18 protein-coding genes and 1 pseudogene are annotated in these 22,044 nt (G+C 73.4%); 7 read left to right on the top strand and 12 right to left on the bottom strand.

The window, feature by feature from the left end:
- The first annotated feature begins 120 nt into the window (after positions 1 to 120).
- A complete protein-coding gene (locus ACI79P_RS05850) occupies positions 121 to 870 on the top strand; it encodes an arsenate reductase/protein-tyrosine-phosphatase family protein (protein WP_456580088.1) in 750 nt (249 codons plus the stop codon).
- 29 nt (positions 871 to 899) lie between these two features.
- On the opposite strand, the gene ACI79P_RS05845 is transcribed toward ACI79P_RS05850, so the two are convergent.
- The gene (locus ACI79P_RS05845; RefSeq protein WP_456580087.1) at positions 900 to 1,472 is read right to left on the bottom strand and encodes an SGNH/GDSL hydrolase family protein; all 573 of its coding nucleotides are present in this window, start codon (positions 1,470 to 1,472) and stop codon (positions 900 to 902) included.
- Between the two features lie 457 nt (positions 1,473 to 1,929).
- On the opposite strand from ACI79P_RS05845, the gene ACI79P_RS05840 reads away from it, so the two are divergent.
- The 3 genes from ACI79P_RS05840 (at position 1,930) to ACI79P_RS05830 (ending at position 4,140) form a co-directional block, all read left to right on the top strand.
- The gene (locus ACI79P_RS05840) at positions 1,930 to 2,145 is read left to right on the top strand and encodes a hypothetical protein (RefSeq protein ID WP_456580086.1); all 216 of its coding nucleotides are present in this window, start codon (positions 1,930 to 1,932) and stop codon (positions 2,143 to 2,145) included.
- Positions 2,146 to 2,333: 188 nt separating this feature from the next.
- A complete protein-coding gene (locus ACI79P_RS05835) occupies positions 2,334 to 3,131 on the top strand; it encodes a hypothetical protein (protein WP_456580085.1) in 798 nt (265 codons plus the stop codon).
- 46 nt (positions 3,132 to 3,177) lie between these two features.
- Complete coding sequence (locus ACI79P_RS05830; protein ID WP_456580084.1) at positions 3,178 to 4,140, top strand: glycosyl hydrolase family 18 protein; 963 nt, start codon at positions 3,178 to 3,180, stop codon at positions 4,138 to 4,140.
- Here ACI79P_RS05830 and ACI79P_RS05825 read toward each other — a convergent pair.
- From ACI79P_RS05825 to ACI79P_RS05805, 5 genes are all read right to left on the bottom strand, one after another.
- Positions 4,098 to 4,964 carry a polysaccharide deacetylase family protein gene (locus ACI79P_RS05825; RefSeq protein WP_456580083.1) on the bottom strand — a complete coding sequence of 289 codons (867 nt, stop codon included), beginning with the start codon at positions 4,962 to 4,964 and terminating at the stop codon, positions 4,098 to 4,100. The genes ACI79P_RS05830 and ACI79P_RS05825 overlap by 43 nt on opposite strands.
- A complete protein-coding gene (locus tag ACI79P_RS05820) occupies positions 4,961 to 6,475 on the bottom strand; it encodes a hypothetical protein (protein ID WP_456580082.1) in 1,515 nt (504 codons plus the stop codon). Before ACI79P_RS05820 ends, ACI79P_RS05825 begins: the two co-directional genes overlap by 4 nt.
- Positions 6,472 to 6,645: a hypothetical protein gene (locus ACI79P_RS05815; RefSeq protein ID WP_456580081.1), complete on the bottom strand. Its 174-nt coding sequence runs from the start codon at positions 6,643 to 6,645 to the stop codon at positions 6,472 to 6,474. The genes ACI79P_RS05820 and ACI79P_RS05815 overlap by 4 nt, the downstream gene beginning before the upstream one ends.
- Positions 6,645 to 7,889 (bottom strand): glycosyltransferase, encoded by a 1,245-nt coding sequence (locus ACI79P_RS05810; RefSeq protein WP_456580080.1) that lies wholly within the window; start codon positions 7,887 to 7,889, stop codon positions 6,645 to 6,647. The genes ACI79P_RS05815 and ACI79P_RS05810 overlap by 1 nt, the downstream gene beginning before the upstream one ends.
- A 797-nt stretch (positions 7,890 to 8,686) precedes the next feature.
- Positions 8,687 to 9,028, bottom strand: a complete 342-nt coding sequence (locus ACI79P_RS05805; RefSeq protein ID WP_456580079.1) for a hypothetical protein — start codon at positions 9,026 to 9,028, stop codon at positions 8,687 to 8,689.
- A 167-nt stretch (positions 9,029 to 9,195) separates the two neighbouring features.
- On the opposite strand from ACI79P_RS05805, the gene ACI79P_RS05800 reads away from it, so the two are divergent.
- The 3 genes from ACI79P_RS05800 (at position 9,196) to ACI79P_RS05790 (ending at position 12,757) form a co-directional block, all read left to right on the top strand.
- Entirely contained in the window at positions 9,196 to 11,487 is a 2,292-nt protein-coding gene (locus ACI79P_RS05800; protein ID WP_456580078.1) for a putative bifunctional diguanylate cyclase/phosphodiesterase, read from the top strand.
- A gap of 186 nt (positions 11,488 to 11,673) precedes the next feature.
- The gene (locus tag ACI79P_RS05795; protein WP_456580077.1) at positions 11,674 to 11,976 is read left to right on the top strand and encodes an S-adenosylmethionine decarboxylase; all 303 of its coding nucleotides are present in this window, start codon (positions 11,674 to 11,676) and stop codon (positions 11,974 to 11,976) included.
- 1 nt (position 11,977) lies between these two features.
- The gene (locus ACI79P_RS05790; protein WP_456580076.1) at positions 11,978 to 12,757 is read left to right on the top strand and encodes a hypothetical protein; all 780 of its coding nucleotides are present in this window, start codon (positions 11,978 to 11,980) and stop codon (positions 12,755 to 12,757) included.
- A gap of 345 nt (positions 12,758 to 13,102) precedes the next feature.
- Here the strand turns inward: ACI79P_RS05790 and ACI79P_RS05785 are convergent, their stop codons facing one another.
- The 6 genes and pseudogenes from ACI79P_RS05785 to ACI79P_RS05760 form a co-directional block, all read right to left on the bottom strand.
- Positions 13,103 to 15,241 (bottom strand): acyltransferase family protein, encoded by a 2,139-nt coding sequence (locus tag ACI79P_RS05785; protein WP_456580075.1) that lies wholly within the window; start codon positions 15,239 to 15,241, stop codon positions 13,103 to 13,105.
- Between the two features lie 134 nt (positions 15,242 to 15,375).
- A complete protein-coding gene (gene nrfD / locus ACI79P_RS05780) occupies positions 15,376 to 16,425 on the bottom strand; it encodes an NrfD/PsrC family molybdoenzyme membrane anchor subunit (RefSeq protein ID WP_456580074.1) in 1,050 nt (349 codons plus the stop codon).
- Between the two features lies 1 nt (position 16,426).
- On the bottom strand, positions 16,427 to 17,488 hold the full coding sequence (locus ACI79P_RS05775; protein WP_456580073.1) for a 4Fe-4S dicluster domain-containing protein: 1,062 nt from the start codon (positions 17,486 to 17,488) through the stop codon (positions 16,427 to 16,429).
- Between the two features lie 130 nt (positions 17,489 to 17,618).
- Positions 17,619 to 20,909, bottom strand: a pseudogene (gene fdh, locus ACI79P_RS05770) (formate dehydrogenase).
- Between the two features lie 85 nt (positions 20,910 to 20,994).
- Positions 20,995 to 21,234, bottom strand: a complete 240-nt coding sequence (locus ACI79P_RS05765; RefSeq protein ID WP_456580072.1) for a hypothetical protein — start codon at positions 21,232 to 21,234, stop codon at positions 20,995 to 20,997.
- Between the two features lie 64 nt (positions 21,235 to 21,298).
- Positions 21,299 to 22,036: a hypothetical protein gene (locus ACI79P_RS05760; RefSeq protein WP_456580071.1), complete on the bottom strand. Its 738-nt coding sequence runs from the start codon at positions 22,034 to 22,036 to the stop codon at positions 21,299 to 21,301.
- Positions 22,037 to 22,044 lie beyond the last annotated feature (8 nt).

Here is a 22,044-nt window from a genome sequence, read left to right as displayed (position 1 = left end):
CAGCAACAGGAAGTTGACGGGGTGTGACGTGTGTGACCCAGGGGTCCCCCCGGACGGGCGACACCCCGCCGGCGGCCAGCCTTCCTGGAGCGACCCACAGTCACGTGTTGACTCCGTTCTGTGCGGATCCTCTTCGTGTGCACCGGCAACATCTGCCGCTCCCCCATGGGTGAGCGACTGACCCGCGCCTTCCTCGACGACGCCCTCGGGGCGTCGGCGGCCGCCGTCGGCACGGCGAGTGCGGGGACGAATGCGGTCGTCGGCAAGGGCATGGAACCCAAGTCCGCCCTCGCACTCTCCGGCCTGGGAGGAGACCCCTCCGGGTTCGTCGCCCGCCAGCTCACGGCGGACATGGTGGACGAGGCGGATCTGACGCTGACCATGACCCGCCGGCACCGCCGCGACGCCCTGAAGCTTGCGCCCCGGGCCATGTTCCGCACCTTCACCCTGCGGGAAGCGGCCGGCCTGCTCGAGCAGGTCGACCTTCGCCGACTGCCCCGCGCCTCCTCGCTCGACGAGCGCGCCCATGCTCTCGTGGCCGCGCTGGCCGCTCAGCGAGCAACTCGCCGCCACACCGAGCGTGATGCCGACGACGTCTTCGACCCCATCGGCCGCAAGGCCGACGTCCACCAGCGGGTGGGGGAGCTGATCTTCGACTCCCTGATGCCTCTCTTGGAGGCGCTGTGCGGCGATGGAATGGGAGCACCCGCCCCGCGAGCCTCCTCGTACGCCGCACCCCCGGCGACCTCGCTCATCCCGGCCGTCGCCGTTCCGGCTGATGCGACGATGCTGCCGCCGTCAGCGAGGCGATCCCTGCCACCGGTGCCACCGCGGATGCGGGCGAACAGCCTGCCGTCGACGCGTCGATGAACTGATCGGCCCTCGATTAGAGGCGTGCGCTACGCCGGCGGGTCCGCCTGTGCGACTGCCGCCTGGATGAGCGGGGTGACCCGGTCGGCCAGATAGATGTGCCCCTGGTCGTTCGGCGACACCCCGTCCGCGGCGATCAACCCGGATCCCTGGGCGAACCAGCCGGCCGCCAGCGGGTCGACGAAGGCCACGCCCGCTGCTCGGGCAGCGGCCTGCACGGCATCGCGCACAGCGAGCAGGGCTTCCGGTGCGTTCCCGTCGTCCCACACCGGTCCGACCACCACGACTGACGTGTCCGGTGCCTGCGACTGGACCGTGGCGATGACCGCTGTCGCGTTCTCCTGGACGACGGTGAGCGGCTCGTCGAGGTCGTTCCGGCTGCCGAACAGCAGCGTGACGTCCGCGTCAGGGACCGGGTTGGACTGCACGACGTCGAGGAAGTTCTGCCCTGTGGCCCCAGCTGCCGCATAGCCCGAGCGCGACACGGCATGCAACTGCAGTTCCGCGTCCGTGCGCTCGGCGACGATGGCCGGCCAGCCGGCCGCCCCGAGTCCTCCCGACTCGTTGCCAGCGGCGTAACCGTCTCCGTAGACGGCGAGCACGGGAGGGGGCTCCTCTTCCGCAGGAGAGAGGCCGTCCGTGTTGGCGGGGGGCGTCGACGTCGGGGCCTCTGCTCCGGTCATGCGTGAGCCACCGTAGGGGTCCGCAGGCTGTCGGCTGAGCGCCATGACGCTGAACAACCCGACGTTGGCAAGCACGAGAAACACGAGCGCGATCAGGCCCCACCGAGGTGGCCGATCCAGATTCCATCCCCGCACCGCCGGAGGGTATCCGCGAGGCCGCTCATGCCGACGGAACACACGTCATTCGAGCCCCATCCGTGACCAGCGGTTCCGCACGGACCGGCACGCTCTGGGAAGAGGCGGGACCACCCCTGTGCACTGCTGCAAGCACTCTCAGTGACGACACGAGCCGTATGGCGCCTCCGCGTACCACCGGACGCGTTAACGGTCTTCCCGTGCGTTGCACGGCAGCGCACGCACGGTAATCATCGTCGACATGACACTCCGCGAACGCCACGTCCTGGGTCCGGCGAGCCGTCCGTGCTCGCTGTGCGGCAACACCGAGGTCGTGCTCGTCGAGTCGCGGAACGTCCGGCGGTTCCACAACCGCCTCAACCCGGCGTGGGACCCGCACACCCGGGTCTTCGAAGCCTGCAGCTACTGCGGCGCCCGCTCCGAGGTCTCGTTCCAGGACGTCGCACGGGCCAGCTGAGCTCTCCCCTCGGCGCACATGCGTCAGCGCCGCGGGAGACCCCTTAGTCCCGCAGCTCCCGGACTGCTGACCTGTGCTGGCGTTACCGGACCCGGCATCCAGGTGCCCATGTGACCTGGGTGCGTGCGAGTGGCGACACGTCGCCGACCTGGGCTCTGCCCCGGATCACTCGTCCTACGCTCCCCGCTATGCCTTGTCCCTCGTGTGGGGCGACGGCCACGCGCACGCAGATCCTGACCGGCTACTGGCGGTGCGATGCCGACGTCCGTGTCGATCAGCTCGTCGGTGTCCCCGCCGGCGCCGGGTCACCGGCCGTTTCGTCACAGGCGGAGACTCGTCGCTGCGGCACCGTCTACATCCAGACCTGCGACGACGACGCAGCCACCTGTCGCTGCGGCGAGCCCGCGATCGGTGAGTGCACCGAGTGCACCCGCGCCGTCTGCGCCGACCACTCCGACCTGTGGCAGGGCTGGCGGGTGTGCGACCGCGACCTGGCCAACGCCCGGCTCCGGGCCCGCGCCGCCGCGGCCGCCGAGGAGAAACGCCGCGAGGAGGAAGCCGCCGCCGCGGAGGCCGAGCGGCTGCGGCAGCGCACCACCCTGCTCGAGCTCGCCGACGAGGACGCCGTCTGGCTCCTCTACGCCCGCGACGACCGGCGCACCGAGCAGGAGGTCCGCTCAGCGGTCCACCGGCTGCGCCGGCTCTCTGCGGTGCAGTTCACCGACGTCTGCCTCTACCTGCTCCCCTACGCCCGCGAGGCCGAGCGCCGGCGCACCGGCCTCACCCGCCTGACCGGCTGGGCGTTCGAGGGGGCCGACTTCCACGGCCGCTCCTGGTTCCTGACCCGCAAGGGCGAGTGGCACCGCAGCAGCACCAAGGCGGGTGCCGACGGCCGCTGGAAGAAGGTGCGCTTCGACGACGTCGAGAAGCGCGCCGTCATCGACGAGATGGCCTGGCAGCAGTCGATCGACAGCGGACTCGTCTGACGCCTGGCAGGCTCGCCGGGTAAGGACAACTGCGGGAGGGGTGCCGGTGCCCTCTCGCGCGCGCCGGGTGGTGCTGCCCGTCGTCGTCGGCGTCCTGGCGCTGGCCGTCACGATCGGAGTGGTCACTGCTGTGCGATCGACGCTCACGCCCGACGGCGCAGAGAATGCCCTCCCCCGCGCCGTCGTCGCCGAGTACTGGCGCGCCGACGGCTCACCCCGGCTGACCACCGCCAGCGACCGGGTCACCGTCTTCTTCCTCGCCTTCGCCACCAGCGCGCAGCCCGGCACCGGCCGGCTGCAGTTCGACCCCGACCAGGGCAGCGGCGTGACGCCCGAGCAGCTGCGCACCGACATCGCGGCGGTCCAGGCCCGGGGCGCGAAAGTGCTCCTCTCCGTCGGCGGCGCGGAGGACGGCGGGATCGTCGTCCGCACCGACGAGCAGGTCGACGAGGTGGTCAGCAGCATCGAGGCCATCTGTGACGCCTACGGCTGCGACGGCGTCGACTGGGACCTCGAGCAGGGCGGCCGGGGCACCGACCTGCCGGCCCTGGTCAGCGCCAGCGCCCGGCTCAAGGCGAGCCGAGGAGCCGACTTCGCCGTCACCGTCTCCGCCGAGCCCGGCCTGCGCCTGTACGAGGACTTCGCCCTGACCGAGGGCGAGGCCACCGTCGACGGGCGCACCTGGCGGGGGCGCGTCTGCGACCTCTACGGGCCGCAGTTCTACGACTTCGCCCAGACCCCCGCGCAGCGCCGGGCCGACATCGTCGCCACGGCCCGGCGGCTGTTCGACCGCGGCCTGGAACCCTCGCGGTTCGCGATCGGCACCACCTACGCCGGCTCCGCCCTCGGCGACCCCGGGCAGATGCCGGTCGAGGACTACCTCGCCGCCTACCGCGCCCTCGCCGACGCCGGCCACCGCGTCCGGGGCGCCTACGTGTGGGACATGACCATCGAGGCCGCGAACGGCTACCCGTTCGCCGAGGCCTTCGGCGCCGAGCTCCGCACCTGAGCCGAGCCGGTGAGGTCGAGCATCCGCCCGGTGGCATCGGCCCGCACCTCGGTGGTCGTGCAGAGCCCACGCTCGTTCATGGCGTCGACCACCGCCTGCAGGGCCTCGATCGAGTTGAGCGTCGCCTGCCCGAGGCCGTCGTGCATGGTGATGATCGAACCGTCCCGCATCGGGCCGACGACGTTCGCCGCGATCTCCTCGGCGGAGATGCCCTCGGTGTCGTGCGAGTCGACCAGGTTGTCGCTCGCGTCCCGGCCGAAGGACATGACCAGGCGCAGGCCCAGCGTCTGCGCGACGTCGTCCACCTGGCGGTTGATCGCCCCGTACGGCGGCCGGTAGAGCTCCGGCACCGGCGCCCCATGGGCCACCAGCAGCTCGTTGGCCCGCGCCAGCTCGTCGCGGATCTGAGCGTCCCCCCACGGCACCACCTGCTCGCCGGAGGGCAGCTCCCCGGTGGTGAGGTCCGCGTGCGACTGGGTGTGGTTGCCCAGGACGTGCCCCTCGGCGACGGCCCGCCGGACGAGTTCGCCCCGGCCCTCGATGTTGTGCCCGCTCCAGAAGAAGACGGCGGTCAGCCTGAGGTCGCGCAGCCGGTCGAGCAGTGCACCGGTGTGCTGCCGCGGCCCGTCGTCGAAGCTGAGGACGACGTACCCGCCGGAGCAGTCGCTGGCGAGAGGGCGGAGTTCCACCGGCTCACCATCCGAGGCCGGCCCGGCCGACGTCGTCGCGCTGCCCGATACGTCGGAGACCACCCGGTAACCGGCGAAGGTGAGCCCCACCACGACCACGAGCGCGAGCAGCAGCATCCGTCGCCGGCGGCTCACCGGCCCACTTGCCGGTAGACCAGCCAGACGTCGGCGTCGGCGACGCCCGAGGCCGGGATCGCCGCCACCAGTTCGTAGTCGGTGTAGTTGTCGTGCAGCGCCGTGAGGATGACCTCCTCCATGGCGTCCTCGGCCGGCGAGCCGGTGCTGGCCGAGTGCAGGACGATCGTCTCGTACTCGAGGTCCTCGACGGCCACCCGGACGGCGTCCTCGCCGCGGGCGTAGAGGCCGTAGGTGTCGGCCCACTGCACCGCCGGCTGGTCGAAGGTGTGGAACTCGAGCGCCTCCGCGGCGGTGCCGCTGGCCAGGTAGGACCCCGCCGCGGGGTCGTCGAGGATCTCCGCGACGACGGGCCGGACGTCCGGCCAGGCTGCGTAGACCGCCCCCGACCGGGAGAACCCGAACAGCACCAGCACGGGCAGGAGCAGCAACACCGGCCCCAGCCGCCACGTGCCCCGCGACAGCCGGTTCAGCGCAAGCCCGGCCAGGGGCGCCAGGAAGAGCGCGGAGTACGCCAGGTTGCGGTCGAACGCCACCGCCGAGCCCGTCCACAGCTGCGCGGCCGGGACCACAGCGCTCCCGGCGAGCAGCGCCGCCGCCAGCACCGCGTTCGCCCTTCCCGTGGCCGCGACCAGCACCGCACCGACGCCGGCCAGCAGCACGAGGATGCCGATGTCGAGCACCAGCCAGCCGACCAGCCCCGTCCACGGGTGGGGGCTGAGCGGCACGTTGCCGAAGAGGTCGGTCCAGGCCCGCGTGCCGGCCCCTGCCCCCAGCAGGTGCACCACGGCCGTCAGGAGCACCGCCGTGCCGCCGACGAGGACCGCCCGGCGGAGCGCACCGGCGCCGGCCAGGGCCGCCCCCGCGACGAGGACGAGCGGGACGAGGAGGGCGGTGGAGTGCTGGACGACCGGCACCAGGGCGAGCAGGGCGCCGGCTCCCAGCGCCGATGCGGCGCCACCGCGCGCGGCGATCGCCCAGAGGGCGCCCGCCAGGCCGGCCAACGCCACCGCGTCCGCCGTGCCGAGCCCCGCCACGAACACCACCGGCGCGCTCAGCGCGAACGCCACCGCGGTCAGGACGCCCGCCCGGTGCGGGAAGCGCGCCGCGACCGCGCCCGACAGCAGGACCATCGCGGCGACCACGCAGGCCAGCCCGAACGCGCGGACGAGGAACAGCCCGCCGACGCTGTCGAGCCCGGCGGCCAGCACGGGGTAGAGGAAGGCAGCGCCGGGCAGCGCGTCGCCGGGCACGCCGGCCGGCGCCTGCGCGATCCACTGCCCGATGACGTCCCGGCCGGTGTTGACGGCGAGCGCCTCGTCGGCCGAGGCGCCGTTGCGCAGCCGCAGCGCCAGGACCGCGAGCACGACGGCCGTCACGACCAGCGGCAGCCGGGCGATCCACCGGCGGCTCGCCGGGCGGACCAGGCGAGGGGGGAGGGCCAGCAGCAGCGCGTCGTGCCAGTGCGGCGCCCGGTAGGCCCCCGTGGGCGCGGCGGAGGTGGTGGTCATCGTCCGCCCTGCTCGCGCGCCGGCAGGGTCTCGTCACGGTCGTTCTTCGGGAGGATGCGTCGTACCGCCAGGGAGAGCATGAGCACCGTGACCGCCGTCAGGACGGTCGTGGCGCCCATGAACCCGTCGTGGCTCACCTGCTCGAGCAGGGCGGGGAATCCGCCGTCCATCAGGTGATCCACTCGGGCTCGGCGCCGTGCAGCGCGCGGGACAGCGCCTGCCAGTTCACGATCGCCTGGGCCATGTCGTAGACGACCATCGGGAGCAGGAACGCCGCGTAGACGCGGCCCCGCCGTCCCGCCCGCCAGGAGGCCAGCACCTGGTCGAGGACGAAGACGGGGATGATCACCAGCCAGATCAGGTGCAGCGACGGCTCCTCGAGGGCCAGCGCGTAGGACCAGGCCGCGACCATGAGCAGCGGCACGAGGCTGCGGAAGTAGGTCCACGCCTGGACCAGCCAGGCCTTGCGGGTGTGCTCGACGAAGCCGTACGTCATGAGCGTCTCCAGCGTGCCCCGCTGCCACCGCAGCCGCTGGGTCCGCCATTCCGCCCAGGTCGGCATGATGTCGGTGATCACCTGGCAGTCCCGCGCGCACCGGGGGTCGTACCCGAGCCGCTGCAGCGCGACGGTCAGCTCGTAGTCCTCGGTGAGCGACGCCTCGTGGTAGACCTGCCCCGGCACGCCGGGCAGCAGGGCGGAGCCGCGGGCGCCGGCCACGGCCCGCAGCGCCTCGGCGGTGAACATGGTGGCCGCCCCGGAGAGCACGTGGATCCGGCCCGCGCGGCGGTGCACCGTCCGCAGGCCCTGGGCGTACTCGATCTTCTGCAGCAGGCCGATCCGGGACGGGTGGTCGGTGGCCTCGTAGGAGCCGCTGATCCCACCCCGCTGCCGGTAGGCCTCGAAGTAGCGCATCCCGCGCTCGATGAAGTCGGGGCTGAGCCGGCTGTCGGCGTCCATCGACAGTACGACGTCGTCGGGCTCCAGCGCCGCCAGGACCAGCGCGAGCCCCTGGTTCAGCGCGCCCGCCTTCTTGGCGGTGTTGCCGCGGGTCTCCAGCACGTCGACGCCCAGCGCCCGGGCGATCTCGACCGTGCCGTCGGTGCAGTTGTCGGCCGCGACGAGGATGCGCTCGGGCGGCATGGTCTGCCGGCGGAGGCTCGCGATCGTCTGCGCGATGCCGACCTCCTCGTTGTGCGCCGGGATGACGGCCGTGACCCGCGCCTGCCGGCGATGGGCGCCCCTGCCCGGCTTCGGGACCGTGCGCGGGATCTCGGCCGGCGCGAGCACCGCAGCGTTGGACTCGAAGCGGTACTGCCGGGGGATCGGCGGCGCGAAGGTCGTGCCTGCCTCCGCGGCGACGCGACGGCCTTCCGCAAGGCGCGTGCGAGCGCCCTCGAACCCTGCAGTTCCCACCGGATCCCCCCGATTGCCGTGAGCGCCCCGGCGAGTGCGCTCCGGGCTCACGAATTCATCCCCCACGTTCCCCCGACATCGCGGCAACGATGGGCGGGCGTCGAAAACGTATGTCGGAGAGAGCCGTCGGAGAAGGCTTTACCGGCACGATCTTTGTGCGCTCAACCGGCTACTTTGGGTAATGCCGATGCATCGACGGCAGCCGCGTGACGTGCGAGTTCGCGCCTCGCTCCGGGTCATCCGAGTGGCTGCGGCCCGGTATCGTCACTGTGAGTACTGGTCCGGCAACTGCTCACCGCACCATTTCCGCGGGTCGCCGGCACATTTGTCCGCCATTCTGCGCGCCTGCCTCTTCGCCATTCCCGGGCACCCGATCAGGCACGCCCACCCGACCCGGGCCGGCGCGCCCGCCCGGCGGAGAACTGCCTGGTGGGGGCGAGGGCAGGGGGCACGCGCCGCCTGCTCCGGCGCGGCTCGGCCGCGAGTTCGCACGGACCGCGCGAAGCCCGGGAACCGTGGTGCGAGACCGGTGCAAATGCATCGCTCGTCACACGCCCAGGTGCCGACGAATACGTTGTGCGCCACCGATCCTGTCGACGCGCGCGGGCCCCGACGACCCTCCCACCGGCGCCTCGGCACACCCTCGCGGAACACAGCGCGGCGAAGGGCGGACGGCTATCACGGAGGACGATCCGGCGGCTGTGCGACACGCAGACGTGAGGGAGGTCACGCATATGGCGGCGGGTCGTCACGCCGATCGGGCTTCTCCGGCGGCGGCCGCCGGCGCTGCTCGTGCGCTACGCCACCTTGGGGAGCAGGCGCAGGCGGGCCAGGAAGCCGGTGGCCCTCGACGTCCCCGTGTCCGCCGACCGGTCCTCGTCGGCGTGGACCCGCACCGGACGGTCGGCCGGCATCGGAGCGACCTCGTCGTCGGCTCGGGCTGCGGCCGGATCAGCGGCCGGATCAGCGGCCGGCACGGGCAGCAGCCGGTGGACGTCGGCCGGACCGTAGGCCGACGGCGGTGCGGCATGGCGGCCGTACGCCGCCGCCTCGGCGCTGCGGCGCACCAAGGTGTCGTCCGTCGGCGCGAGCTCCGGTGCCACCCGCAGCGGCTGCCCTTCTCCGTTCCCACGGTCCATGCACGTGTCATCGGCAGTCCGACGACGACTCGTGACCGGGTGCGCCGTCCGGCACCGGCCGCCGGCGCGACTGCCCCTTCCGGGTGAGCCGGGGCGCGGACGGGTCCAGCCGGGCCGATCCGCTGCCGATGTCCCCGTCCATGGACCAGCGAGATCAGGAGAGGGCCGTGCCTCGTCGTCCCAGCTCCCTGTTCCTCCTGACCGTCGGCCTGGTCGCGCTCTTCGCCACCGGCATCGGACCGCGCCCCGCCGGCGCCGCCTGGGACCGCGCCTACGACGTCGTCCTCTACAACCTGCCCTACCTCGCCGCCGCGGCCGCCTGCGTGGTCGCGGCGCGGCGCGTGCGCAGCGAGCGGCTCGCCTGGGCCGGGCTCGCCGTCGCGCTGCTCCTGGGGGCGCTCGGCAACGCGCTGCGAGTGCTCTCGTCCGGCCTGCAGGGCAACGAGCCGTCGTCGGACCTCTCCCACGCGGTCATGTTCCTGGCCTACCTGGCCATGTACGTGCCGGTCGTCGTGCTCATCCGCGCCCGGGTGCCGCGCTTCCACCCCAGCATGTGGCTGGACGGGGTCGTCGCCGCCCTGGGCAGCCTCTCCGCCGGCGTCGCCTTCCTGCTGGGGCCCTACCTCCTCACCGACCCCGGCGAGACGCCGATCGCGGCCGTCGACCTGGTCCCGCCGATCACCACGGTGCTGCTCATCGCCGTCGTCATGGCCGTCGGCGGCATCCTCGGCGTGCGCCTGGATCGCACCTTCGTCCTGCTCGGCGCCGGCCTGGGCATGATCGCCGTTTCCGACCTCGTCCTCTTCGCCCTCAAGGTGCAGGGCACCTACGTCGACGGCGGCCCGCTCGAGCTCGGCTGGCTCATCACCGTCGTCCTGTGCGCCGCGGCTGCAGAGGGCGCCGTCGAGCCGCCCCGCCACCTGGGCAGCAGCGGCTCCCGCATCGGGTGGCGGCTGCTGGCGGTGCCCCTGGCCTGCCTGGTCGCCAGCCTCCTCGTGCTCAGCCCCTGGTCGCAGCCCGTGCCGGACGTCGCCGGCTGGCTGGCCATCGGCTGCGTGCTGGCCGGCATCGTCCGCATCGCCGTGACCTTCCGCGAGGTGCGCGGCTACAACCAGGTCAAGCTCGAGTCGCGCACCGACGAGCTCACCGGCCTGGCCAACCGCCGCGCGCTGCTCGAGCAGGCGCAGCGGGTCGTCACCGCGGCGAGCCCCGAGCGGCCCGCCTCCCTGCTGCTGCTCGACCTCGACGGCTTCAAGGAGATCAACGACAGCCTCGGCCACACCGCCGGCGACGACCTGCTCCGGCAGATCGGGCCGCGGCTGCGCGGCTCCCTGCGGAGCGGCGACCTGCTGGCCCGGCTCGGCGGCGACGAGTTCGCCGTCCTGATGCCGGCCGCGGACACCGCCGACGCGCGCGCCCTGGCCGAGCGGCTGCGCGACCTGCTGCTCGTCCCCTTCACGGTCGCCGACGTGCGGCTGCACGTCGGCGTGAGCATCGGCGTCGCCACCGCGCCGACCCCCGCGGCGACCGTCCAGGAGCTGCTGCACTGCTCCGACGTCGCCATGTACAGCGCCAAGCGCGCCCGCGAGGGCGTGCACGTCTACGTGCCCGACCCCGTCACCGGCACTGCGGGCAGCGACCGGCTGCGCACCATGGAGGAGCTGCGGACGGCGCTGGCCGGCGACGAGCTGCGGGTGCACCTCCAGCCCCAGATGGACATGCACGACGGCAGCATCGTGGGCGCCGAGGCGCTGGTCCGGTGGGAGCACCCGACCCGCGGGCTGCTCTCCCCCGCCGCGCTGCTGCCGGCGGCCGAGCAGGCGGGCCTCCTGCGACCGCTGACCGACCGGGTGCTCGAGCTCGCGCTCGAGGCGGCCGCCCGGTGGTGGCCCGACCGCGAGATCCCCGTGTCGGTCAACCTCTCGGCGGCCAACGTCACCGACCTCGACCTCGCCGGGAAGGTCGCCGCCGCGCTGCACCGGCACGGCCTGCCCCCGCGGGCGCTCACCCTCGAGCTCGTCGAGGACACCCTCATGGCCGACCCCGAGCGCGGCCGCACGGTCCTCGCCGACCTGCGCCGCTCCGGCGTCCGGACGTCGATCGACGACTACGGCACCGGCTACAGCTCGCTGGCCTACCTGCGCCACCTGCCGGCCGACGAGCTCAAGCTCGATCGCAGCCTGACCGCCGACGTCGACCGCGACCCCCGGGCGGCCGCGATCGTGCAGAGCACCGTCGCGCTCGCGCACGCCCTCGGCCTGAACCTGGTCGCCGAGGGGGTCGAGACCCTCGCGACGAGCGCGGCCCTCGCCCGGCTGGGGTGCGACGTCGCCCAGGGCTACGCGATCGCCCGCCCCATGCCCGTCGACGACTTCCTGCGCTGGCTCTCCGCTTCGGATTCCGGGCTCGTCGACGCGGCGCTCATTCCCCAGCTCGGGCGGGGGGCGACCCCTCGCTGACCCCGGAGGGTCAGGACGACGCCCTGCGGGTGACGCACGACCAGGCGACACGCCGACCTGGGTGAACACCCTGCGCTACCGGGTGTGGACTATGAGCAGGTGACGCCGTCCTCCCCTGCCTCTGACCTGGTCTCTCATCCACTCGCGTGGCGGGAGCTCGCCCCGGAGATCCTTCGCCAGCGACTGGTGATCGAGGGCTACCCGGCCACGCCCGTCGACGACGCGCAGATCCGGACGTACCTCTCGGGGCTGTCCCGCGAGGTGGGCATGGTGCAGCTCCTCGAGCCCGTGACGCACCGCTCCGACCTCTACGGCTGGGCCGGCTGGATCCACTGGGAGACCTCCGGGGCGCACTTCTACGCCTGGGAGCAGCCGCGGCTGTTCTTCTCGGTGGACATCTACACCTGCAAGGCGTTCGACCCCGACGTCGCCGTCGCCTTCACCGCCGACTTCTTCGACGCCGGCACCGTCGTCGCGAAGGGCTTCTGAGATGGGGCTCCGGCTGATCGTCGCGCACTCCCCCCAGGAGCGGGAGGCCGCCCGACAGGTGGAGGCCGACGTCTTCCTCCAGGCCTTCGGCAACACCCCCGAGCTCCTGGCGCAGGAGTACGGCCCGTACGAGGCGCGGTCGCGGTTCGTCGCGGTGGTCGACGACGTCAGCGGCGTCGCGCTGGGCACCGCCCGGCTGATCACCGCCGACGCGGAGCCCGTGAAGACCCTGCTCGACGTCGCCGGCGACCCGTGGCACCTGCCCGTGGCCGACAGCCTGGGCGCCGTCGACCTCACCCCGGGCACGGTGTGGGACGTCGCGACCCTGGCCGTGGACCCCCGCTACCGCGCCGGCGCGGCGGGCGCCGAGGTCAGCGTCGCGCTCTGCCACGGGATCTGGCGGTACGCCCGCAATTGCGGCGTCCCCGGCCTGGTCACCATCCTCGACGACCGCGTGCACCGGCTGGTGCGCGCGATGGGCCTGCCCTGGTACGCCATGGCCGGCGCGACGTCGCAGCCCTACCTGGGCTCGCCCGCCAGCACCCCGTGCGTCTTCGTCGTGGCGACGGCGGAGGCCGAGGTGTACGGCGCCCGCCCCGACCTGGCGCCGGCCCTCGACCACGGTGTCTTCCGCTCCATCAGCGTCGACCCGGCCGACCTGGCGCCGAGCCGCGGGGCCCTCGTCGACTCGGCCGAGCCGGAGCTCGTGGAGGCGCCCCGCCGGGACACCACCGGCTGGCGCCCGCCGACGGCCCGCCGCGAGACCACGCCCCGCGGGTAGGCCGGCCGCGCGCCCTGGCCTGCGGGCGGCACTGCCGGTCCGCGGGCAGTAGGTCTCTGCCCCGCCCTGGTGGGCAGAGATGTACTGCGCGGACATGGCCACGACCGGGCGGCCCGCCGGCCGGACGGGCAGGCGCACAGGGTCCGTAGAGCCCGGCCGGTGGTCAGTCCCCGGAGCGCCCGCTGCCCGTCTCGCGGCGTTGCGCGTCCGCTGGGGAGTGGTCCGGGTCTGAGCAGGGCAGGACGTGTTCCCCGGCCAGTCGCTCTCTGCCCCGCCTGAGTGGGCAGAGAGCGACCACCCGGCACGGCTTTCAGCCTCCGGCAGGGCGGGCGGGAGGGCCCGCGGTCAGGACGTGACCCGCTCCGGGACCATCTCCCGGACCGCGGCCGCGACCATGTCCGCGGCGGCCGCGGTCAGGTGGGTCTCGTCCGTGCGCAGCAGCACGGAGCCCGCGAACGCGGGGCAGCGGCCGTCCGCGCAGAACAGCTCCCGGGTGTCCACGTAGGTGACGTCGGCCCCGGCCTCCTGGAGCGTCTCCACCGCGGCCCGCTCGGCCTCCGTCTTGTCCAGGAAGCCGCGGCTGATCGACCGGACGCAGTCCTGCGGGCCGCTCAGGCGTCCCCCGCACGCGCGGGGGTCGGCGCCCAGCGGCGGGTTGCCGAGGACCACCACGGACTCCACGAGCGGCGCCACCGCCTCGAGGGTCGACTCCAGGCCGCGCTGCCACTCCTCGATCGCGTCGTCGCCGGTGGCGCCGCTGACGAAGTTGCCGAAGTACCCCTGCCCCGCCGACATGACCAGCACGTCGGGGGCGGTCTCCTCGATGAACTGCAGCGTGCGCTCCCGCGCGGCCGCGCAGTCCTCCGGGAAGCCGGGTGGCTCGGCCGGCGGTGCGGCGGCGACGTCGACGAGCGGGCACGAGGCGAAGCCCAGCCCGAGCACCTGCCAGTCGTCGCCCGAGAACATGGCGTCGACCGTGGGCCCCCAGCTCATCGCCACCGAGTCGCCGACCAGGAGCGCCGTGTTGGGCGCGTCCGCCGGCCCGTCCTGGCAGACCAGCGGCCCCCCTCCCGCCGTCACCGTGTTCCGGCACCCCGGCGCCTCGGTGCCCATCTCCTCCGCCTGCTGCGCGGGCCCGAGCCCGTCCAAGGAGGGCGTGAGGTCGTCCGGCCAGGAGTCCGCGGCGAGCGCCGCCTCGATCTGCTCCGCGAGCCGGTCCGCGCTCGGCCGCTCCCCCGTGACGGAGGCCGCCGGGCCCGCGCTCACGGTGTCGCTGCCGCGCAGCCACGCCGGCCCCCAGAACTGCGCCGCACCCACCACGAGCAGCACCCCGGCGACGCCGACCGGCAGCAGGTACCCGGGGCGGCGGGGCCTGGACCACCCGGAGGTCGGGCGGAAGGCGGGGCGCATCGCCAGGACGGGCCGCTCGATCCACCGGTACGAGGCCGCGGAGAGGGCCAGCGTGAGCGCCAGGAGCGCCAGCTGCACCGGGACGGAGCTGCCGAGGATGTCCATTCCGAACACCACGACCGGGAAGTGCCACAGGTAGATGGAGTACGACCACTGGCCCAGGCGCTGCGAGACCGGGTTGGTCAGCAGGACGGTGGCCGCCGACCGCGGCGGGTCGGCCAGCAGCACCATCGCCGTCCCCAGCACGGGCGCGAGCACCCACGGGAACGGGAACGCCGAGGACGGCGAGATCACCACCGCGGAGCCGAAGATGACCGCGAGCCCGCCGACGGCGAGCCCCGCGCGGAACCGGTCGGCGACGACCGCCGGGCCCCCGACGGCGGCGACGAGCCCCCCGATCAGCAGTTCCGAGGCGCGCGCGAGGGTGTCGAAGTACGCGGCCGTCGGGGCGGTGGCCGTCCGGTAGGCCGCCCACGCCAGCGAGATCGCGATCCCGACGCCGAGGATCCAGACCAGCCGGCCCGGCCGGCGGCGGAGGCCGAAGAGGCCGTAGGCGAGGAGCAGGAGCAGCGGCCACAGCGCGTAGAACTGCTCCTCGATCGAGAGCGACCAGTAGTGCTGCACCGGCGACGGCGGCCCCTGCGCCTGCAGGTAGTCCGCCCCGACGGCCACCAGGTGCCAGTTCTCGACGAACAGCGCCGCGGCCAGCGCATCCACCGCGGTCTGGTTGGCCCGCGGCAGGAACCACAGCAGGTACCCGACGACGACGGTCACCACGAGCACGGCCATGGCCGCGGGGAGGATCCGCTTGGCGCGGCGGAGGTAGAAGTCGCGGAAGGAGACGGTGCCCGTCGACGCGAGCTCCCGGAGGAGCAGCGCGGTGATCAGGTACCCGGAGATCACGAAGAAGACGTCGACGCCGATGAAGCCGCCGTGCGGCCAGCCGAAGACGTGGTCGGCGACGACGAGCCCCACCGCCACGGCGCGCAGCCCCTGGATGTCGCTGCGGAAGCGCAGCAGGCCGACGGGCGGCCGCGGCGTGGTCCGGCTCGCGGCCTGATCAGTCCCCGACATGGCCAGGAAGGTACGCGGACCGGGGTGTGCCCGTGGTCACCGAACCGCGCGACTCCCCCGGTCGTGCGTCTGCCCGGCCCCGCCGCCGCGCGCTGACCCGGCGGCCCGCCGCCGCTGCGGGAGCCGCCTCCGCGTCAGCGCGTCGTCGTGTCGGCGTGCTCCTGCTGCCGTGCCGCCAGCCGCTGCTTCTGCGGGACGACCACGTACTTCGGGTCCTTGGTGCTGGCGATGCCGGCCTCGAAGACGCCGAAGCGGGTGAGCAGCGACCCGGCCGCCAGCAGCGTGCCCGAGGCGACCGCGCCCCATCGCCGCCGTCCGGCCACCGCCGTCAGGGTGGCGCCCGCCGCGGTGCACGCCTGCGCGGCGCGCATGAGCGTGCCGGGCCGGCCCTCGTGGAACGGCTCGCTCAGGATCCCGTGGTCGTTCTCCACCTTGTGCATCGCGGCCAGTTCGATCGCCGCGCCGGCGATCGCCATCTTCCGCGCGGGCCCGGCCTCCTCGACCGGCGTGAACATCATCGTGATGCCGCCGCCGGCCGCCATCGCCGAACCACCGAAGACGTAGGGCAGCTGGGTGTACGCCGCGTGCCACGACGGCACCGCGGTGTTGGCCAGCAGCACCCCGGTGTAGGTCGCGAGCGGGCCACCGAAGATCGCGCCCACCACGCCGCCGAAGCGCTTGAGCCGCGGGAACCAGCCCAGCAGCTCCACCGCCGCCGTCGCCGCGGCCGCCGCGCTGAACGGCGCCAGGATGTAGGAGCCGACCGACAGCGGCGAGGTCGGCTTGAACACCCGCAGCATGTGCAGGAAGCGCTCCGGGCGGCCGAGGTCGTGGATGAGGAAGACCACCGACGCCATCGACCCGGCCCCGGCGGTCAGCCGCGACACCCTCGTCAGCGTGGGTCGGTCGGTGAGGTCGGCGAGCGCGCCGAGGATCGCCGAGGAGCCGGCCGCCCCGCCCAGGAACAGGTAGAGCGGCACGTCCGGCGACTTCCACACCGGCGTCTTCACGATCTGCCGGCCGTAGTACGAGGTGAACTCGACGTCGTCCACCATCGCGACCTCGCCGCGGTGACGGCCCCGGCCGTGCTTCCGGCGTCGCTTGCTGCCGGTGCGCTGCTGGACGGCCGGGCCGCGGTCGGCCTGGCGCCACCCGGCGCCGGGGCTGGTGATACCGCCGGTCATGTCAGCGCCTCCGCGAGCCGAGGACGGCGGTGACCGCGACCCCGACCATCATCACCGCGGCCTTGCCGGCCGCCTTCCACATCGCCGGCAGGTCCCGCGTGGTCACCACCGGGTCCGGCGGCAGGCCGTAGACCTCGGGCTCGTCGAGCAGCAGGAAGAACGCCCCGTCGCCGCCGACGCCGTCGTTCTCGTCCCGCCCGTACAGCCGCGCCGTCTCCACGCCCTGCGACTTGAGCGTCGCCAGCCGGGCGTCGGCGCGCTCCTGCAGCTCGTCGAGGTCGCCGAACTGGATGGACTGCGTCGGGCACGCCGTGGCGCACGCCGGCTGGAGCCCGTCGGTGAGCCGGTCGTAGCACATCGTGCACTTGAAGACGCGGCCGTCGTCCTTGCGCTGGTCGATGACGCCGTAGGGGCACGCCGCCACGCAGTAGCCGCAGCCGTTGCAGATGTCGCCCTGCACGACCACGGTGCCGTACTCGGTGCGGAACAGCGCCCCGGTGGGGCAGACGTCGAGGCAGCCGGCGTGCGTGCAGTGCTTGCAGACGTCGGAGCTCATCAGCCAGCGGATCTGCTTGTCCGCGCCGGACTGCCCGGTCTGCGGGTCGAACTCGCTCAGCGCCTCGGCGTTCAGCACGCTCTGCTGGGCGTTGGCCAGGCTGACGTCGTCCCCGGCCACCGCCGGGGACGGGCCGCTGCCGGCGCGGTCGTCGCCGGGGCGGCCGAACGTGGGCATCGGCAGGTCGACGGCGCGGCTCTGCTCGATGAACGCCACGTGCCGCCAGGAGTTCGCGCCCAGCTGCCCGGTGTTGTCGTAGGACATGCCGGAGAGGCCCAGGGCGTCGCGGACGCCGTGGGAGTCGTCCATCGGGAGGGTGTTCCACTCCTTGCACGCCACCTCGCAGGCCTTGCAGCCGATGCAGATCGAGGTGTCGGTGAAGAAGCCCACCCGCTTGGGGTGCTCCTCCTCGTAGCCGGCCTCCGCCGTGACGTCGGGCAGCGGGCCGAACAGCCGGTTCTCCGGGTCGCGGCCGGTGAAGGCCGGGCTGGCCGAGCTGATCGTCATCTCGCTTCCCTCCTCTCGCGGTCGTGCCGACGCGGGCCGTCGACGTCCTCCCTCACCCCAGCGCGTCCACCCTCACCGCACACCCTGAGGGAGGACACGCCACGATCAGGGAACCTGATCCCAGCGGGGGTCACTGGGTGGACCCCTCGCCGGCCTCGGCGGCCACCGGGTCGCGGCCGTTCACGCCGACCTTCCCCGACGGCACCCCGGCCCGGCGGCGGTAGGACTCGACGAACTCCAGCAGCTCGGGCCCCCGCGGCCGCCGCCCCGCGACGATGTCGCAGGTGCTGACCTTGGACTCCTGGATGTGGGTGTTCGGGTCCATCACGATGCCGAGCAGGTCGTTGGCGGCGTCACCGGTGGAGATGCCGGCATAGGACCAGTGGTACGGCATGCCGATCTGGTGGACGACGGTGCCGTCGCGCAGCTTGATCGGCCGCACCCGCTCGGTCACCAGCACCTTCGCCTCCACGGCCGTGCGCGCGCTGACCAGCGTCGCGAACTCGCCGTTGCTCAGCCCCCGCAGCCGCGCCAGCTCGGGGCTCACCTCGACGAAGAACTCCGGCTGGAGCTCCGAGAGGTAGGGCAGCGTGCGGCTCATCCCGCCGGCGGTGTGGTGCTCGGTCAGCCGGTAGGTGGTGACGGCGAACGGGTAGACCTCGCTCCGCGTCGGGTTGGCCCGGTTCCACGGCCCCTCGATCATCTCGAGCGTCGGGTTGGCCTGCTGCTTGTAGAACGCGTTCTCCACCACCGACTCGGCCGGCTCGTAGTGCGTCGGCAGCGGGCCGTCGACCACGCCCGCCGGCGCGAAGAGCCACGCCTTGCCGTCGCCCTGCATGACGAACGGGTCGGTGCCGGCCAGCGCGTCCTGCGCCTTGGCGCCGTCCGGCGGCACGTAGTTCGGCCGCTTCTTCTTCTCGAAGTCGGGGACGTCGTCGCCGGTCCACTCGCCCGCGGCCTCGTCCCAGTACACGTACTTCTTGCGCTCGCTCCACGGCTTGCCGTCCGGGTCGGCCGACGCGCGGTTGTAGAGCATCCGCCGGTTCAGCGGCCAGGCCCAGCCCCACTCGGAGGCGACGGCGCCCTGCTCCTTCGCGGGCTTGCGCCGCGCGGACTGGTTCACCCCGTCGGCGTAGACGCCGCAGTAGATCCAGCAGCCGCCCGTGGTCGAGCCGTCGTCCTTCATCTGCATGTAGGAGTTCAGCAGCTGACCGTCGGGGCCGTAGCCGTTGATCTCGCGCAGCACCAGGTCCGCGCTCGGCTCCTCGTGCTCGCCCTCGGGCAGGTAGTCCCAGGTGAGGTCGAGCAGCGGGCGGTCCCGCGGGTCGGTGGAGTCCTTCAGCCGCTCGCGGAGGATCCGGCCGAGGTGGAAGTAGAACCACAGGTCGCTGCGGGCGTCGTTCGGCGGCTCGACCGCCTTGTGCCGCCACTGCAGCAGCCGCTGCGTCTGGGTGAAGGTGCCTTCCTTCTCCACGTGCGTGGCGGCCGGCATGAAGAAGACCTCGGTGCCGACCGTCTCCGGCGCGAGCTCGCCGGTCTCGTGCTCCGGGCCCTCCTTCCAGAAGGTCGCCGACTCGATCATCTGCAGGTCGCGGACGACCAGCCAGTCCAGGTTGGCCAGCCCGAACCGGTTCATCCGGCTGTTCGGGTGCCCGACCCCGGGGTTCTCGCCGACGAGGAAGTAGCCGGAGACCTTCCCCTCGATCATGTCGGCGATCGTCCGGTAGGAGCTGTGGTCGCCGTCGATCCTGGGCAGGTAGTCGAACGCGAAGTCGTTCTCCGGCGTCGCGGCGTCGCCCCACCAGGCCTTGAGCAGGCTGACCATGTAGGCGGGCTTGTTGCCCCAGAAGCCGCCCTTGCCGGCGGCGTCGGCGACGTAGTCCTCCAGCGTGTCGTGCTGGTGGGAGTGCGGCATCGGCAGGTAGCCCGGCAGCAGGTTGAACAGCGTCGGGACGTCGGTGGAGCCCTGGATGCTCGCGTGCCCGCGCAGCGCCATGATCCCGCCGCCGGGGCGGCCGATGTTGCCGAGCAGCGTCTGCAGGATCGAGCAGGTGCGGATGTACTGCGCGCCGACGCTGTGCTGCGTCCAGCCCACCGAGTACACCCACGCCGTCGTCCGGTCGCGGCCGCTGTTGCTGGTGACCCACTCGGCGACCTGCGCGAACACCTCCGGCTCGATGCCGCAGACCTCGGACACCATCTCCGGGGTGTAGCGGGCGAAGTGCCGCTTGAGCACCTGGAACACCGTGCGCGGGTGCTGCAGGGTCTCGTCCCGCTTGGGCTTCGCCGGGATCGGCGGGCCACCGCTGCCGGCCGCCTGCGCGCGGTCGGACTTCTTGACGGCGGGGTCGTCCTCGAGCCGGTCCTGCTCGGCGGCCTCGGCCGGGTCGTCGGCGCCCGAGTGCGGGGGCTCCTCGAACTCGTACTGCCAGGTGTCCTCGTCGTACACCCGGTTCTCGGGGTCGTAGCCGGAGAACAGGCCGTCGAGGTCCTCGGAGTCGACGAACTCCTCGCCCACCAGCGCCGCGGCGTTGGTGTAGGCGACGACGTACTCCTCGAAGTACAGCTCGTTGCTCAGGACGTGGTTGATCAGGCCGCCCAGGAACGCGATGTCGGTGCCGATGCGCAGCGGGACGTGCAGGTCGGCGATCGCGCTGGTGCGGGTGAACCGCGGGTCGATGTGGATGATCTTCGCGCCGCGGGCCTTGGCCTCACCCACCCACTGGAAGCCCACCGGGTGGCACTCGGCCATGTTCGAACCCTCGATGACGATGCAGTCGGAGTTCGCGAGGTCTTCCAGGAAGTTCGTGGCGCCGCCACGACCGAACGAGGCACCCAGACCGGGCACCGTCGCGGAGTGCTATATGCGCGCCTGGTTCTCGATCTGGATCGCGCCCAGGGCGCTGTAGAGCTTCTTCATGAGGTAGTTCTCCTCGTTGTCGAGGGTCGCCCCTCCGAGGCTCGCTACTCCCATGGTGCGGTTGACGCGCTTGCCGTCGTTCTCGTCCTGCCAGCCCTTGCGCCGGGCTTCCAGGACGCGGTCGGCGATCATCTCCATCGCCGTGTCGAGCTCGAGGTCCTCCCACTCCGTCGCGAACGGACGGCGGTACTTCACCGTCGTGACGCGGGTGGGGCTGGTGACCAGCTGCTTGCTCGCCGAGCCCTTGGGGCACAGCCGGCCGCGGCTGATCGGCGAGTCGGGGTCGCCCTCGATCTGGACGATCTTCTCGTCCTTCACGTAGACGTTCTGGGCGCAGCCGACGGCGCAGTACGGGCAGACGCTCTTCACGATCTTGTCGGCGGTGGCGGTGCGCGACACGGTGGCCTCGGTGGCCTTGCTGCGCGCGGCCTTGCCTCTGCCCAGTGGGTCGGAGCCGGTGAGCTGGCGGTACACCGGCCAGCTGTCGAGCCAGGTCTTCACGGGCGTCACTCTGCCACCCGGCGCCCCGCGCGGCGCGCCGACAGGCCCGCGCTCCGGGTCGGTGCCGCCCGTGAGGACGACGGCGTCAGCCGCGGATGCGTGCCTCCGCGTCCGCGACCCGGCCGGGCGGCGCGGCGAGCCCGACCAGCGCCAGGACGGCGACCGCCCACCCCGCGAGGACGAACAGGTCGCCGGCGTGCACCCCGTGGCTGCCGACCAGCGTCAGGAGCACCGGCCCCTCGTTGCTGTACTCACCGGTGATCAGCAGGAAGGCGAACCCGGACACGACGGCCCCGGCGACGGACGCGCAGAGCCAGCGGAGCATCCGGCCACGGTAACCGCGCCCGCGCGCGGGGCGCTCGTCCCCGGCGACGGCGGATGCCCTCGGCTCACCCACCGGCCGGCACCAGCGGCTCGACGAAGGGCTGCACCCGCTCGGCCACGGAGCGGTGCCCGGCCTCGGTGGGCGTCGCGCCGTCCTCGCCGACCAGCCCCTCCCCCGTCAGCCAGCCCTCCGCCAGCGGGTCGGCGAAGGCGATGCCGGTCGCCGCGGCGGCCGCGGCGACCGCGTCGCGGTCGGTCTGGATGTACCCGGGCGGCGGGAGCTCCGGCCACGCCGGGCCCACGGCCACCAGCGCGGCGTCCGGCGAGGCCGCGCGGGCCGCCTCGAAGGTCGCCTGCGCGGCGGCCTGCACGTCGGGGAAGGCGTCGTTGTCGTGGCGGGAGCCCGAGAAGACGACGACGTCCCAGTCACCGCCGGCGGCCTCGGCGTGCTGGGCGAAGGTCGCGCCCCCGGGCGGCGCGTCCAGGTAGCCGCTGCCGTCGGCCGCGGCGACGGTGAGCTCCACCGGGCGGGTGCCGCCGCCGGAGAGCCCGTCGGCGACCAGCTGCGGCCACGCGGTGACCCCCTCGGGCGCGAGGGCGGTGCCGTCGCCGACCACGAGCATCCGCAGCGGGGCGGCGGCGGGGGCGGTCTCCTCCAGGCCCAGCCCGGCCGAGGCGGGGGCGGTGAACCCGGGCGGGGGTGGCCGGTTCACGAGGAGGTAGGCCAGCGCCGAGACCGCCAGCAGGCCCAGCACCATGACGGCCCACGCCCACCGGGGCGCCGGGGGGAGTCCAGCGGCCACGCCGGGGA

The organism is Blastococcus sp. SYSU DS0510, from assembly GCF_054050835.1.
The sequence above is the reverse complement of the archived record's forward strand: the minus strand, read 5'-3'. Positions and strand labels throughout refer to the sequence as shown.